Genomic DNA, 14,885 nt, shown 5'->3' with positions numbered 1-14,885 from the left:
CCTCCGGGATCAGCGACGGCTGAGGCGGCTACTCTGCCGGCGGCTTCAGAGCGTCACGAATCTTCGCCCTCGACTCTTCGGGAAGCGTCCGGTAGTCAGCCCAGAACGATTCGGCGGCACTGAACTCACGCTGGTCGCGCTCCACCCAGGCCGAGAGCATCCTGCGGTCCAGGGCGCTGAGCCCTTCCGCGCGCTTCAGCATCTCACCCAGATCCGTCACAGCACCGCGCCCGCCCACACGACAGCGGTTGCACTCCGCTACGAGCTCCGTCTTCTCAGTACCGTTCGGCTGCCGCACCATCCGGCGGGCGATATCGATCTGAGCCGACTCGTAAGTGCCGGCGTAGACCTCACCCGGCGCGATGCCGCACGAGCGGCAGAAATGGCCGTCACGTGCGAGCACTTCGCGCCGGCGGGTCTGGGTGATGGAGGTACCAGGACGCGTCGCCTTGCCCGGCAGCCATACCGGCTGCCCCTGCTTCACGAAGCGCTGCTCGTGCTGGCCGAGGAGCATGTCCTCCCGGTTCGTACTGATCTGCCACCCGTGATCGCGCAAATCACGTACGCGGCGATCGGCCTGGCTTACCCCGGGGAAGGCGGCCTTCACGTCCTCCTTGGTGAATACGTTCCCTTCACCCACCACGGTCACGAGCCACAGGGCGGCCCTCTTCATGGTGCCGAGCTTCGGGTCCGTCCACGACGGCATGTCCACCACGTACCCCTTTGGTTCAGATCCTCTGTGTCCCCACCGAAGCCAGCGGTCGATCCGGCTCCCGGTACCAGAAACCCTGACCCACTCCCACCCGAGAAATCCAGCCCGGACGATGAATTGCGGCACCGCAAGATCTTGCGGTGCCGCAATCGACGAAAGTCCCTATTCAGCACCGCTGCGAGGAGAGCAGTATGGAAGGTCCACGCAAACTCTCAGCACCAGTAGGGAAAGGCTGGCATGGCCAAGAGGGCTGTACGCAGAACCACCCCACGCGGTGGTGCCGTACCGACGATCAGGGCATCGTTCTTCGCCGCCTTCAGCGCGACCATGGAGGCTGTCGGCGTGCCCCACAAGGTGATCGCGCGGGAGACCCGCCTGGGCCTGTCCACCATCTCCTGTTACAAGAGCGAGCGCGTGCCGGAGGGCCCCGGGCCACTAGAGCTCATCTACAAGGTGCTGGAGAAGGAAGCACAGGCATGCGGCATGAAGTTGCCGCACACCCTCCCCTACCTGCTGGCACTGCGTACGGCCGCCACGATCGAGAAGACCGATCCAGGTGCTGCCGAAGCGGTCCTGGCATCGCTGGTGCGGAAGCCGGCTTCAGACGCGTGGTTGCGCGGTCGCAAGCGGCGCGTGCTGCATGCCCGCAGGAAAGCGAGGGCCCTGCAGTCACCGGCCGAGGTGCCGGTCCCCCCAGAGCCGGGGGACCGGCACCTCGCCAGCGACGAACATTCCGCCGTCATCGCCGACTACGTCCGTCACGTTGCGGCGGGGCGGTTCCGGCACGCGCAATTCATCGCCTGGGGCGTGGGCACGAGCCTCGACCCGGTCGAGTTTCCGGCCCTGGTCGCCTCTCTCCGGCTGGCCGGAGCGGAAGACGCCATCGAGGCGGTGCTCAACGCGGCCGCGGGCCGCGACGACACCCGGGCGTCCATCAACATCGCCATGCGGCTGCTTGATGAGGGACAAGTCGCCGAAGCCCAAACCATGTTGGCCGCTATCCGGCCCCGTGAGTAGCACCGAGTCGATGCCGGCACGGCGTTCTGGCCAGCGCGGTGTCAGGTGAGCCCACGGCTGACGGCCCGGATTGGCTCCTGATCGTCCAGAGTCGACGCCGCCCAGCCCGCCCGTCACTTCTCGATCACCACCCGCTAGCCTCACCCCAGAGACCGGGGACCAACCCGGACGTATCACCGAGAGGCGGACCAATCATGGCGAGGATACCGGCGGCCGCGGTGGCCGCGAGTGGGCTCATCGGCGGCTACGCCACCGCCCGTTTCACCAAGAAGCGGCCCCTTGGCGGGGTCGTGCTCGGGGTCGCCGGGGTCGTCGCCGCCCGGCAGTGGCGGGAGGTGGCCGGGGGGAAGACCGCGGCCGCGCTCAGCGCCGCGTACCTCGGCGGGTTCGCCGGGTCGCATCCGCTCGCCAAGAAGGTCGGCGCCTGGCCCGCCGTGTTCGGTGTCGCCGGCGGGGTCGGACTCGCCTCCTGGGCCCTGGCCGACCGGCGGGGCGGGGTCCGCTGAGACGTGTGCCCTGGCCGACCGGCGGGGCGGGGGCCCGCTGAGATCTGTGCCAGGGCCGGCACGCGGGGCGAGGCCCGCTGTGAGACGTGTGCCGGGGCCGGCCGGCGAAGCGGGGCCCGCTAGGGCCTCGTGAGGCTCGGTTCGTCGGGGGTGTCGGCCGCGCGCCGGGCCACCCGTGCCGTCGCCAGTACGCCGACCCCCAGCACCAGCGTGAAGAAACCCCAGGCCGGCGGCCACGCCTGGGCGTCCAGCGTGGGGTGGGAGTCGAGGGAGACGTACAGGAGCGCCGACGGCGGGCCCGCCGTCACCAGGAGGGCCCAGGCCGTGCGGTCCCGGGCGCCGAAGTAGGCCGCGAGCGCCAGCAGGGTCAGGATCAGGCCCACCACGCCCGGCGCCGTCACCGGTGACGTCTCGTCGAGCGCGCCCGGCGTCTCCGCGCGGTTGCGCAGGTCCCAGGGCAGGCACACCACGTACGCCGTGGCCGCGAGAGCCGCGCCCAGGAGGCGGGTCGCGTAGCGCGGCAGCGGCGCGGTTTTCCTCAGGGGAATCAGCAATGCGTTCATGCGTACGACGATGACGTGTCCGTGCGCCGGCCCGACAGAGTACGCGTACTCATCCCGGGGATGAGTGGCCGGACGCCCCGCGGAACGTCGTCCGGTACGCCCCCGGCGACACCCCCACCCCCGCCACGAAGTGCTGCCGCAGCGACGCGCCCGTGCCGAAGCCCGCCTCCGCCGCGATGCGGTCCACCGTGTGGTCGGTGGATTCGAGGAGTTCGCGGGCGCGGTCCACCCGGCGCTGGGTGAGCCACTGGATCGGCGTCAGGCCCGTCTCGTCGCGGAAACGGCGGCTGAAGGTGCGGACGCTCATCGACGCCCGGCCGGCCAGCTCCGCGAGCGTCAGCGGCTCGTGGAGGTGCCGCACCGCCCAGGCCCGCACGCCGCCCGTGGACGTCGACTCCTCGCGCGGCACCGGGCGTTGGATGTACTGCGCCTGGCCGCCCTCCCGGTGCGGCGGCACCACCGTGCGGCGTGCCACGTCCGCCGCCACCGCCGCGCCGTGGTCCCGGCGGATCATGTGCAGGCACAGGTCCATCCCGGCCGCCTCCCCCGCCGACGTCAGCACCCGGCCCTCGTCCACGTACAGGACGTCCGGGTCCACGCCCACCGCCGGGAACGTCCGGGCGAAGTGGTCCGTCGACAGCCAGTGCGTCGTCGCCCGGCGGCCGTCCAGCAGGCCCGCCGCCGCCAGGACGTACGCCCCCGTGCAGATCGACGCGAGCCGCGCGCCGTCCGCGGTGGCCAGCGCCCGGGCGAGCGGGGCCGGCAGGCCGGCCGGGCCCAGCGACTCGTCCTCCTCGTGGGAGGCCGGCACGATCACCGTGTCCGCCCACGCCAGCGCCTCGGGGCCGTGCGGGGCGCCGATCGGGAAGTCCGCGTCCGTGCGGAGTTCGGCGGGGCCGTGCACCGCGCAGGTGCGCAGCTCGTACAGCCGCTCGCCCGCCGGGCCGCGCGCGCCGCCGAACAGCTGGTGCACCAGGCCCAGTTCCATCGGCAGCACGCCGTCCCGTACGAGCACCGCCACCCGGTGCCGCTCCTGTGTCATGGCCGGATCCTTGCACGACAGGGCCCGTTGGCCATTACTTGGTCGCCGGGGCCACCGACGACAGCGGTGCCGCGATGTCCTCCAGCGAGCGCTGCTCCGCCTTCACCGCGAAGACCGCGGCCACCAGGCCCGCCGCGCACATCAGGCCCGCGCCGATCCGGAACGCCAGGACCGTGTCGCCGACCACGCCCGACTCCGTCAGGTCCGCGAAGATCAGCGGGCCGCTGATGCCGCCGGCCGCCGTGCCGATCGCGTAGAAGAAGGCGATCGCCATCGCCCTGGTCTCCATCGGGAAGATCTCGGAGACCGTCAGATACGCGCTGCTCGCCCCCGCCGAGGCGAAGAAGAGGACCACGCACCAGCAGGCGGTGAGCGTCGTCGCGCTCAGCGAGCCGCGGCCGAACAGCCAGGCCGTGCCGAAGAGCAGGATGCCCGAGACCAGGTACGTCGAGGAGATCATGATCCGGCGGCCGACCGTGTCGAAGAGCTTGCCGAGGAAGAGCGGGCCCAGGAAGTTGCCGGCGGCGATGACCGCGAAGTAGTAGCCCGTCTTGCCGGAGGGGACGTCGAAGAACTTGGTGAGGATCGCGCCGAAGCCGAAGGTGATGGCGTTGTAGAGGAACGCCTGGCCGATGAAGAGGGACAGGCCGAGCACCGCGCGCCGCGGGTAGTCGCGGAAGACGGTCTTGGCGATCAGGCCGAAGCCGACGCTCTTGCGCTGGTGGATGGTGATCTCACCGGCCGGGCGCGGCAGCGGTTCGCCCTTCTCCTCCTCGATTTCGCGCTCCACCGACGAGACGAGCGCCTCGGCCTTCTCCCCGCGCCCGTGGATGAACTGCCAGCGCGGGCTCTCCGGGACGTGCCTGCGCACCAGCAGGATGACCAGGCCGAGGACGACGCCGAGGGCGAAGGTCAGCCGCCAGCCCAGGTCCTTGGGGAAGATGTCCGTGTTCAGCATGACCACGGAGAGCAGCGAGCCGCCGATCGCGCCCAGCCAGTAGCTGCCGTTGATGATCAGGTCGACCCGGCCGCGGTACTTGGACGGGATCAGCTCGTCGATGGCCGAGTTGATGGCCGCGTACTCGCCGCCGATGCCGAAGCCGGTGAGGAACCGGAAGAGGAAGAACCACCAGGCGTCGAAGGAGAGCGCCGTCATGGCGGTGGCGCCGAGGTACACCACGAGGGTGACCATGAAGAGCTTCTTGCGGCCGTACTTGTCGGTGAGCCAGCCGAAGAAGAGGGCTCCGACGCATGCCCCGGCCACGTAGAGGGCGGCGGCGATGCCGGTGACCTGCGCGGAGCTGACGGCGAGGCCGCTGCCCTCCTCGGAGAGGCGGCCCGCGATGTTGCCGACGGTGGTGACCTCCAGGCCGTCCAGGATCCAGACCGTGCCGAGGCCCACCACGATCATCCAGTGCCAGCGGGACCAGGGCAGCCGGTCCAGGCGGGCGGGCACGGCCGTGGTGACGGTCCCCGTGCCGTCGCCGTCGCCGCCCCCCTCGGGGTGGCCCGTCCCGCCCCCGTCCTTGCGGCGGCCGTGCTCTGCGTGGTCAGCGGTCATGACACCTCCCAGGAGCCCCGTGGTTCTCCTCCCAGGGGCTTCTCCAGAGTGCCCAGCAGACGCGCTCTCACGCGCGGCGAGCGGGGCGCACACCGCGGGCGCACGCCGTGCCGAGCGGGGCGTACGCCGGTCACCGGCCCGCGGTACGCCCCGCTCCCGCGTTTTCGCCTACGCCCCCAGCAGCCGCGACACCGTATAGATCGCGAGCCCCGCCAGGGAGCCGACCACCGTGCCGTTGATGCGGATGAACTGCAGGTCACGGCCGATGTGCGCCTCGATCTTCTTCGAGGTGTGCTCCGCGTCCCAGCCCGCCACCGTGTCGGTGATCAGCGAGGTGATCTCGTCGCGGTACGTCGTCACCACGTACACCGCCGCACCCTCGACCCAGCCGTCGACCTTGCGCTGCAGGCGCCCGTCCGTCGCCATCCGGGCGCCGAGCGAGAGCAGCGAGGCCCGCACCCGCAGGCGCAGCTCGCTGCGCTCGTCCTCGGCGGCGGCGACGATCATCGCGCGGACCGAGGACCAGGCCGAGGCGATCAGGTCCTGCACCTCGCCGCGGGCGAGGATGTCCCGCTTGAGGCGCTCCACGCGCGCGCGGGTGTCCGAGTCGGACTGCAGGTCGGCGGCGAAGTCGGCGAGGAAGCGGTCGACGGCGCCGCGCGCCGGGTGGCCCGGCATGTCCCGCATCTCGGTGACGAAGCGGAGCAGCTCCTTGTAGACGCGCTCGCCGACCCGCTTGTCGACGAACCGCGGGGTCCAGCCGGGCGCGCCGCCCTGCACGGCGTCCATCACCGAGTCGGCGTGCTCCACGAGCCAGTCGTGGGCGCGAACGCAGACCAGGTCGACGACCCGTTTGTGGCCGCCGTCCGCGACGACCCGCTCCAGCATCTTGCCCATGCCGGGGGCGATCTCCTGGGCGTCCGCCCGCCGCGTGATGGCCTCGCCGACGACGGCCTGCACGTCGGAGTCGCGCAGCACGGTCAGGGCGCCGCGCAGCGCCGTGGCGAGCTCGGCGGTGACCCGGTCGGCGTGCGCGGGCTCGGCCAGCCAGCTGCCGAGGCGGCCGCCGATGCCGACGGCGTGCAGCCGGCCGCGCACGACGTCGGCGGAGAGGAAGTTCTCCCCGACGAAGTCGCCCAGCGAGGCGCCCAGCTGGTCCTTCTTGTTCGGGATGATCGCGGTGTGCGGGATGGGCAGGCCCAGCGGGTGGCGGAAGAGCGCGGTGACGGCGAACCAGTCGGCGAGGGCGCCGACCATGCCGGCCTCGGCGGCCGCGGCGACGTACCCCGCCCAGGGGCCCGCGCCGGAGTGCTGCGCCCACTTCGCCAGGACGTAGACGACGGCGACGAAGACCAGCAGGCCGGTCGCCGTGATCTTCATGCGGCGGACCCCGCGGCGCTTCTCCTCGTCGGCCGCGCTGTACGTGAAACCGCCCGGCGCGGTCACTCCGGGTGACGGGCGCGGGGCGTCCGGGGGGCCGGAAAAGGCCCCCGCGCCTCCGGAAGTACTCCCCGCGGCCCCGGAAACGCTCCCCGCCGCCTCGGAAAAACCTCCCGGGCCCCCCGCACCGACCGTGTCCTTTGAGCCATTCGTGGAGTTACCCCGCGCGAGCGGGACAGGACCCCCCTCACCGGACCCCACGGGGGCGCGGCTTGGCGGGGGATTCCCGCGGGCATGCTGCTCGCTGTCCGGCTCGGCCGACTCGTCCGACTCGTCCGCGTTAGCGCGTTCCACTCATCCCACCTGGCCCGTTCGCCTCGTCCTCGTCCGCACTGTTCCCCTGTCCTGTGTCCTGATTGTCCCCATGCACTGTGTCCTACGCCCCTTCCTGACCTACTCCTGGAACGGACGACAAGTTCCCGGCGTCTGAGAGGGCGGAGGGGGGCAGTGTCGGCCGCCTCACGGCCCATGACGCATCATGGGGTGATCACACCGGAGCCTCGGGGCTCCCCCTGCCCGAGGAGAAAGAGCCAGCATGACCAAGCGACACGGTTATGCCCTTCTCGCCGCGGTCATCGCGGTCATAGTGGTGATTTCCGCCGCCATATACGTCGGGGTCACCGGCACCGACGACAGCTCGCGGGACACCATCAACGCGGGGGGCCGCAACCCCCGCAACTCCGCCAACCCCGCCTCCTCCGGCGTCTGGGTCGGCTCCTGGTCCGCGTCGCCCGCGGGCGCCGAGCCCGGCACCGCCCGCAAGGGCTTCGCCGGCCGCTCCATCCGTAACGTGGTGCACACCAGCGTCGGCGGCTCCAGCGCCCGCATCACCCTGTCCAACCTGTACGGCACGACGCCGCTGAGCATCACGCACGCCTCGCTCGCGCTGGCCTCCGCGTCGAACAACCCGGCCGCCGCGGCGGGCACGCTGCGCAGGCTGACCTTCGACGGCAACACCTCGGTGGTCATCCCGCCGGGCGGCCAGGTGATGAGCGACGCGGCCCGGCTGCGCGTCCCGCACGACGCCGACCTGCTCGTCACGACGTACTCGCCGACCCCGTCGGGCCCGGTCACCTACCACCCGCACGCACGCCAGATCAGCTACGTCGCCGAGGGCGACCGCACCGAGGACCAGCTCGGCGAGGCGTACACCGAGCAGAGCCCGTACTGGCGCTACCTGGCCGCGGTGGACGTGCTGAGCAACGAGACCGACGGCACCGTCGTCGTCTTCGGCGACTCCATCACGGACGGCATCTCCTCCACGATGGGCGCCAACCGGCGCTGGCCCGACGTCCTGTCCGACCGGCTGCGCGACGAGGCGGGCGGGCCGCGCTACGGCGTGGTCAACCAGGGCATCAGCGGCAACCGCATCCTCTCCGACGGCCTCGGCAGCCCCGCGGTCAACCCGAGCGGGCTCTCCCGCTTCGACCGGGACGTGCTCAGCCGCACCGGCGTCAAGGCCGTGGTGATCGCCCTGGGCGTCAACGACATCCTGCGCAACCCGCACCAGAACAACCCGGACCGCATCGTCGAGGGCCTGCGCGAGCTGACCCGCCAGGCGCACACCCGCGGCCTGCGCGTGGTCGGCGCGACGCTGATGCCCTTCGGCGGCCACCGCGGCTACACGCCCGCCCTGGAGGGCGTGCGCGAGGCGGTCAACGAGCAGATCCGCTCGGGCTCGGTCTTCGACGACTTCGTCGACTTCGACCGCGCGCTGCGCGACCCGTACGACCCGCGCAAGCTGCGCGCGCAGTACGACTCGGGCGACCACCTGCACCCCTCCGACGCGGGCTTCCACCGCATGGCGGAGACCTTCAACCTGTCGCACCTGAGGGGCTCGGCGGCCGCCGAGCTCTGACCCCGGCCGCCTCAGTCCCGGTCCTCGCGCCGCTCCTCGTGCGCGAGGCGGTGCCGCTCGGCGCGGTCGACGTGCGCGGCACGGCGGGCCTCGCGGCGCTCCAGACGGTCCAGGCGGCGCTCCTCCCTGAGCCGGAGCTTGTCGGCCTTGCGCAGCTTGCGGTCGACGCCGACGCCGCCCATCAGGGCGAAACCCTTGACGACCACCCGGGGCGAGCCGGGGGTGCCGGCGCCCGTCGCGTTGTCGTCGAACCCGCCCATGAAGCCGAAGCCGCGGACCACCACCTCCATGTCGGGCGGCACGATCACCTGCATCCCGCCCATGATCGTGAAGCAGCGGATCTCCACCTCGCGCTCCGTGAAGCGGGCCTCGCGCAGATCGATCTCGCCGCCGCCCCACAGCGCGAACCCGGTGAACTGCCGGCCCACCACCCAGCCCGCCTTGCGGCTGAACCCGCCCCAGACGGCGATGCCGAGGCCCGACGACGGTTCGCCGCCCACCATCCGCTCGTCCCAGTCGATGGCGGCGGGGGCGGCGGGGTCGGCGAGGGCGGCGAGGTCGTCGCTTACCTGCCGCTTCACCATGGACACCTTGGCGCCGTGCGACGGATTGGCGCCGTGCGAGGGCAGGTCGCGGGTGAGCGGCTCCAGCTCCCGGTAGGTGCGCGCCCGATACGTCGCGTCCAGGCGCTCCTCGAACTCCGCCATGTCCAGGCGGCCTTCGGCAAGCGCGTCCCTCAACTGCTCGGCGACCCGCTCGCGGTCGGCGTCGGAGGCCCGCAGGTCGGGGAGTTCGTCACTCATACCCCGCAGCCTACGAGGTGGACTTGTCCGCGTACATCTTCGCGATGACCGCCTCGATGTCCGGTTCCCTGATCGAGAGATCGGCCATCGGGTAGCGCTCGGCGATCCGGGCGACGAGCGGGGCCGCCGACTGCGCGGCGGGGAAGGCCAGCCACTGCCGCGGCCCCTCCACCCTGACCACGCGCGCCGACTCGACCCGGATCGGCGGAAGTTCGCGTTCCAGGTCGACGACGAGGGTGCGCTCGCTCTCCCCCACCTCGTGCAGCCCGGCCAGCGGCCCGTCGTACATCAGGCGCCCGTGGTCGATGACCATCACCCGCTCGCAGAGCTGCTCGATGTCGGTCAGGTCGTGCGTGGTGAGCAGCACCGTGGTGCCGGCCTCGGCGTTCAGGTCGCGCAGGAACCCGCGCACCTTGGCCTTGCTGATCACGTCGAGGCCGATCGTCGGCTCGTCCAGGTACAGCACCTCGGGGTCGTGCAGCAGCGCCGCCGCGATGTCGCCGCGCATCCGCTGGCCGAGCGAGAGCTGGCGGACGGGCACGTCCAGGAGGGCGCCCAGTTCGAGGAGTTCGACGCAGCGGTCGAGGTTCTCCTCGAAGCGGGCGTCCGGGATCCGGTACATCCGGTGCATCAGCCGGTACGAGTCGATCAGCGGCAGGTCCCACCACAGGGTGGTGCGCTGGCCGAAGACGACGCCGATGCGGCGGGCCAGGCGGGTCCGCTCCCGGGAGGGGTCGATGCCCGCCACCCGCAGGCGCCCGCCGCTGGGGGTGAGGATGCCGGTCAGCATCTTGATCGTGGTGGACTTCCCGGCGCCGTTGGGCCCGATGTAGCCGACCATCTCGCCGCGCGGCACGGTGAAGGAGATCCCGTCGACGGCCCGCACCTCGTGCCGTTCGCCGCGCAGGAAACCGGTCTTCTTGCGGACGTCGAAGACCTTCTCGACGCCGTCGAGCTCGATGAGGGGTTCTTCCACGGCGGTTCAGCTCCCGGTGCTGCGGTACGAACGGAGGCCCGCGCGCCAGGCGAGCCCGGCGAGGGCGAGACAGGCTGCGGCCACCAGCGGCGGGGTGAACGCCACCCAGGTGGGCAGGTCGAGCGGATAGGGGCGCCCCAGCACGTACAGCGCGGGCAGCCAGTTGACGAAGGCGAGCGGCAGCACGAAGGTGACGCCCCGCAGCAGGTCCTTGGCGAAGACCGTCGGCGGGTACTGCAACAGCGTGTTGCCGCCGTACGTGAAGGCGTTCTGCACCTCGGCGGCGTCCTGCGCCACGAACTGGAAGGCGCCGCCCACCACGAACACCGACCCGAAGATGACCGCGCCGCACAGCAGCATCAGCGGCACCATCAGGACCTTCAGCGGCGTCCAGTGGACGTCGACGGCCACCAGGGCGTAGCCGAGGACGAGGGAGCCCTGGGCGACCCGGCCGATCCGGTGCAGCCCGAAGCGGTCCCCGGCGACCTGCGCGATGACCGGCGCGGGCCGCACCAGGAGCGTGTCGAGGGTGCCGTCGCGCACCCGCCGCCCCAGCCGGTCCATCGAACCGATGGCGAGGTCGGCGAGGCCGAAGGCGGTGCACGAGGCGCCGTACAGGAGGGCGATCTCGGCCAGCGTGTAGCCGCCGAGGCGGTCCACCTGGGAGAACATCAGCAGGATCGCCACGAAGTCGAAGGCGGTCACCGCGAAGTTGCCGAGCGCGGTCATCGCGAACGACAGGCGGTAGGCCATCAGGGAGCGGATCCACATGGCGGAGATCAGCCGGTAGGCGCGCAGCCCGTCGCGCAGTCGGCCCGGTTCAGCCACCCTGGACCACCACCCGTCGGGTGGCCGTGGCCTGCAGCAGCCGTCCGGCCGCCAGCAGTACCGCCGCCCAGCCGAGCTGGAAGGCGTACGCCCGCAGCAGCCCGGTGCCCGTGTACCGGCCGAGGAACACGTCGGCGGGCAGCTGCAGCAGCGCCGACCAGGGCAGCGCGCGGGCGATGTCGCCGAGCGCGCCGGGAAAGACGTTCAGCGGGAGCAGCATCCCGGAGAAGAAGCTGCCCGCGAGCATCGCCACCTGGGTGGTGCCCGCGCCGTCCAGCAGCCAGAACGCGGAGAGCGCCACCAGGTAGCGGATCCCGAAGCCGACCAGCGCGCCGAGCACGACGGCCACCAGGAACGCCAGCCAGCGCAGCGCGTCCGGGGGCAGCGTCAGGTCGAAGACGAGCGCGCCGAAGACCATCGGCACCGCGCCGCGGCCGATGAGCTGGAACGCGGCCCGCCCCAGGTCCGTCGCCAGCCACCACATCTGCAGGTCGGCGGGCCGGTACAGGTCGACGGCGATGTCCCCGGTGCGGATCCGTTCGATCAGCTCGCCCTCGAAGCCACCGCCCATCAGGGCCATCACCGTCAGCATCGCCTGCCCCAGCCACACGTACGTGAGCGCCTGCGACTGGTCGTATCCGCCGAGGCCGGGCCGCTCGTCCCAGAGCGCCACATACGTGTACGCGAGGACGAGGCCGAAGACGGTGTTGGTGAACACCCCGGCCGCCGTCGCCACGCGGTACGTCGCGTACCTGCGGAAGCTTCCCCGGGCGACGGCCGCATACAGACGGAACCGTCCTGCGCGCACGAGCATCCCTTTCACCGTGAGCTTCGTCCCGAAGCGGGCCAAAGCGCTGGAGCCTAGTGCGATCGGGCTCGCTCGTGCCAGGCATTTTCGGCGCCGGGGCGCGTGCCTGGTCACGAACGCCTGTGGCGACGGTGTGCAATGGGGTGTACGAGGCGTACTGGACGTACGACGCTAACCGGGAGTTCCGCAAGACATGAGCGACGATCCGCAGCAGCAGGGCCCCGCCCGGCGCCCCCGCTGGTCCCCCAGGGAACCGCAGGGCACGTCCGCGGGCGCCCCCAAGCTCCTGCCCGGGGCCCTGCCCGGGTCGGCGGGGGCGACGGCGGGCAGCGCCGCGGACGGCGCGAAGGGCAAGAAGCCCAAGCGGCCCAAGCGCACCGGCTGGCGGCGGATCCTGCCGACCTGGCGCATGGTCCTGGGCGGCTTCGTCCTGCTGATCCTGCTGTGCGTCGGCGGCTTCATGGCGGGCTACATGCTGGTCGACATCCCGCCGGCGAACGCGGCGGCGACCAAGCAGAGCAACGTCTACCTGTACGCCGACGGCAGCCAGATCGCCCGGGACGGCGAGGTCAACCGCGAGAAGGTACCGCTCAAGCAGGTCCCGCTCGCCGTGCAGCACGCCGTGCTCGCCGCCGAGGACCGCGACTTCTACGGCGAGTCCGCGGTCGACCCGAAGGCGATGCTCCGCGCGGCCTGGAACACCGTCACCGGCAAGGGCAAGCAGTCCGGCTCCACCATCACCCAGCAGTACGTGAAGAACTACTACCTGGGCCAGGAGCAGACGGTCACCCGGAAGGTGAAGGAGTTCTTCATCTCGATCAAGCTGGACCGCGAGGTGAGCAAGGACGACATCCTCGAGGGCTACCTGAACACCAGCTACTTCGGCCGCAACGCGTACGGCGTGCAGGCCGCCGCCCAGGCGTACTACGGCGAGGACGTGCAGGACCTCTCCACCGCCCAGGGCGCCTACCTGGCCACCCTGCTGAACTCCCCCAACGCCTACGACGTCGCCACCCACCCGGAGAACAAGCCGCGCGCGGCGGGCCGTTGGAACTACGTCCTGGACGGCATGGTCACCGAGGGCTGGCTGAGCAAGGGCGAGCGGGCGAAGACGAAGTTCCCGGTGCCCGACGAGGCCAAGGGCGCGGCGGGCCTGTCCGGGCAGCGCGGCTACGTGGTCAAGGCCGTCGAGGACTACCTCACCGCCAACAAGATCATCGACGAGGACACCCTCGCCAAGGGCGGCTACCGCATCACCACGACCCTGCAGAAGGACCGGCAGGACGCCTTCAAGGAGGCCGTCGACAAGCAGGTCATGGCCAAGGTCGACAAGGACGCCCGCAAGGTCGACCGCAACGTCCGGGCGGGCGGCGCCTCCATCGACCCGGCCACCGGCAAGGTCGTCGCGATGTACGGCGGCATCGACTACACCAAGCAGTACGTCAACAACGCGACGCGGCGTGACTACCAGGTGGGATCCACTTTCAAGCCGTTCGTCTTCACCTCCGCGGTGGAGAACGGCTCGGTCACCCAGGACGGCCGCCCGATCACCCCGAACACGATCTACGACGGCACCAACAAGCGCCCGGTGCAGGGCTGGAGCGGCGGGACGTACGCCCCCGAGAACGAGGACCACGTCGACTACGGCGACATCACCGTGCGCACCGCCACCGACAAGTCCGTGAACTCGGTGTACGCGCAGATGGCCGTCGACGTCGGCTCCGACAAGGTCAAGAAGACCGCCGTCGCGCTCGGCGTCCCGGAGAACACCCCCGACCTGACCGCGTCCCCCTCGATCGCGCTCGGCCCGTCCACCGCCAGCGTCCTGGACATGACCGAGGCGTACGCCACGCTCGCCAACCACGGCAAGCACGGCACGTACACCCTCGTCGAGAAGATCACCAAGGACGGCGACGAGATCGAACTGCCGGGCCAGAAGACCAAGCAGGCCGTCTCCCGCGAGGCCGCCGACACCACCACCACGATCCTGCAGAGCGTCGTGCAGGGCGGCACCGGCACGGCCGCCCAGGGAGCGGGCCGCCCCGCCGCGGGCAAGACCGGCACCGCGGAGAACGACACGGCCGCCTGGTTCGCCGGCTACACCCCCGAACTCGCCACGGTCGTCGCGGTGATGGGCCAGGACCCGGACACCGGTGCGCACACCCCGCTGTACGGCGCGCTCGGCGAGCAGCGCATCAACGGCGGCGCCTACCCCGCCCGGATCTGGGCGCAGTTCACCAAGGCGGCGCTCAAGGGCCAGCCGGTCAAGGACTTCGACCTGGAGGTCGGGCAGGGCGCCGAGGTGCCCGAGGTGCCGGACCCGACGACGGGCGGCCTGCCCGACCCGGCCACCGGCGGCACCACGGACGGCGGCACCACCGACGGCGGCCAGGACACCGGCGGCACGCCCACCGGGGGCCAGGACACCGGCGGCACGCCCACGGGCGGGCAGGACGACGGCGGCCAGGACGGCGGCCGGACGGGCGGCCAGAACGGCGGCACGACGAACGGCGGCACCCAGGGCGGCCCGAACGGCGGCCAGGACACCGGCGGCGGACCCACCGACGGCGGCGCCCAGGGCGGTCCCAACGGCGGCGGCACCGACACCGGCGGCGGGGGAAGCGCCGACGGCGGCAACGACGACGACGGCGGGGCCCTGGGCGGCCTGACGGACGGCTAGGGGGCGTCTCTCCGATCTTCGTGGACAGGCCGCGGCGTCTGGTGCGGTGCATCGCCGTGCGGCCGGGCCGCCCTCGTACCACCAGTACGAG

General features: G+C 71.7%; 13 protein-coding genes. 4 read left to right on the top strand and 9 right to left on the bottom strand.

All coding sequences use genetic code 11. The annotated features are described in order from the left end of the window. Positions 1 to 28: 28 nt before the first annotated feature. Positions 29 to 712, bottom strand: coding sequence for a hypothetical protein (locus tag ACFYXE_RS34430; protein ID WP_389319417.1), 684 nt, complete (start codon positions 710 to 712; stop codon positions 29 to 31). 237 nt (positions 713 to 949) lie between these two features. On the opposite strand from ACFYXE_RS34430, the gene ACFYXE_RS34425 reads away from it, so the two are divergent. Both ACFYXE_RS34425 and ACFYXE_RS34420 read left to right on the top strand, forming a co-directional pair. After that, positions 950 to 1,729, top strand: a complete 780-nt coding sequence (locus tag ACFYXE_RS34425; RefSeq protein WP_389319415.1) for a hypothetical protein — start codon at positions 950 to 952, stop codon at positions 1,727 to 1,729. Positions 1,730 to 1,923: 194 nt separating this feature from the next. Beyond that, a complete protein-coding gene (locus ACFYXE_RS34420; RefSeq protein ID WP_389319413.1) occupies positions 1,924 to 2,235 on the top strand; it encodes a hypothetical protein in 312 nt (103 codons plus the stop codon). A gap of 119 nt (positions 2,236 to 2,354) precedes the next feature. On the opposite strand, the gene ACFYXE_RS34415 is transcribed toward ACFYXE_RS34420, so the two are convergent. The 4 genes from ACFYXE_RS34415 to ACFYXE_RS34400 all read right to left on the bottom strand — a co-directional run bounded on the left by ACFYXE_RS34415 (position 2,355) and on the right by ACFYXE_RS34400 (position 6,847). Further along, positions 2,355 to 2,798 carry a hypothetical protein gene (locus ACFYXE_RS34415; RefSeq protein ID WP_389319411.1) on the bottom strand — a complete coding sequence of 148 codons (444 nt, stop codon included), beginning with the start codon at positions 2,796 to 2,798 and terminating at the stop codon, positions 2,355 to 2,357. Positions 2,799 to 2,847: 49 nt separating this feature from the next. Then, entirely contained in the window at positions 2,848 to 3,840 is a 993-nt protein-coding gene (locus ACFYXE_RS34410) for a GlxA family transcriptional regulator (protein ID WP_389319409.1), read from the bottom strand. A 34-nt stretch (positions 3,841 to 3,874) separates the two neighbouring features. After that, entirely contained in the window at positions 3,875 to 5,401 is a 1,527-nt protein-coding gene (locus ACFYXE_RS34405) for an MFS transporter (RefSeq protein WP_389319407.1), read from the bottom strand. A 168-nt stretch (positions 5,402 to 5,569) separates the two neighbouring features. Then, positions 5,570 to 6,847: a DUF445 domain-containing protein gene (locus ACFYXE_RS34400; protein ID WP_361166134.1), complete on the bottom strand. Its 1,278-nt coding sequence runs from the start codon at positions 6,845 to 6,847 to the stop codon at positions 5,570 to 5,572. Positions 6,848 to 7,376: 529 nt separating this feature from the next. Here ACFYXE_RS34400 and ACFYXE_RS34395 point away from each other — a divergent pair. After that, entirely contained in the window at positions 7,377 to 8,699 is a 1,323-nt protein-coding gene (locus ACFYXE_RS34395; RefSeq protein ID WP_389319404.1) for a GDSL-type esterase/lipase family protein, read from the top strand. An 11-nt stretch (positions 8,700 to 8,710) separates the two neighbouring features. Here ACFYXE_RS34395 and ACFYXE_RS34390 read toward each other — a convergent pair whose 3' ends face one another. Genes ACFYXE_RS34390 through ACFYXE_RS34375 form a run of 4 tightly spaced genes read right to left on the bottom strand, consistent with a single transcriptional unit; the run spans position 8,711 to position 12,120 of the window. Further along, positions 8,711 to 9,502, bottom strand: a complete 792-nt coding sequence (locus tag ACFYXE_RS34390) for a DUF1707 domain-containing protein (RefSeq protein ID WP_389319402.1) — start codon at positions 9,500 to 9,502, stop codon at positions 8,711 to 8,713. A 10-nt stretch (positions 9,503 to 9,512) separates the two neighbouring features. Next, positions 9,513 to 10,478, bottom strand: a complete 966-nt coding sequence (locus ACFYXE_RS34385) for an ABC transporter ATP-binding protein (RefSeq protein WP_361166125.1) — start codon at positions 10,476 to 10,478, stop codon at positions 9,513 to 9,515. A gap of 6 nt (positions 10,479 to 10,484) precedes the next feature. Continuing rightward, positions 10,485 to 11,249 (bottom strand): ABC transporter permease, encoded by a 765-nt coding sequence (locus ACFYXE_RS34380; RefSeq protein WP_361166268.1) that lies wholly within the window; start codon positions 11,247 to 11,249, stop codon positions 10,485 to 10,487. 49 nt (positions 11,250 to 11,298) lie between these two features. Continuing rightward, a complete protein-coding gene (locus tag ACFYXE_RS34375; protein ID WP_389319400.1) occupies positions 11,299 to 12,120 on the bottom strand; it encodes an ABC transporter permease in 822 nt (273 codons plus the stop codon). A 187-nt stretch (positions 12,121 to 12,307) separates the two neighbouring features. Between ACFYXE_RS34375 and ACFYXE_RS34370 the strand changes: the two genes are divergently transcribed. Then, positions 12,308 to 14,794: a transglycosylase domain-containing protein gene (locus ACFYXE_RS34370; RefSeq protein ID WP_389319398.1), complete on the top strand. Its 2,487-nt coding sequence runs from the start codon at positions 12,308 to 12,310 to the stop codon at positions 14,792 to 14,794. Positions 14,795 to 14,885: the final 91 nt, after the last annotated feature.

The sequence above is a fragment of the Streptomyces sp. NPDC002564 genome, assembly GCF_042889645.1.
Classification (GTDB): domain Bacteria; phylum Actinomycetota; class Actinomycetes; order Streptomycetales; family Streptomycetaceae; genus Streptomyces.
Note: the sequence above shows the minus strand (reverse complement) of the source record. Positions and strands in the feature narration are given on the sequence as shown.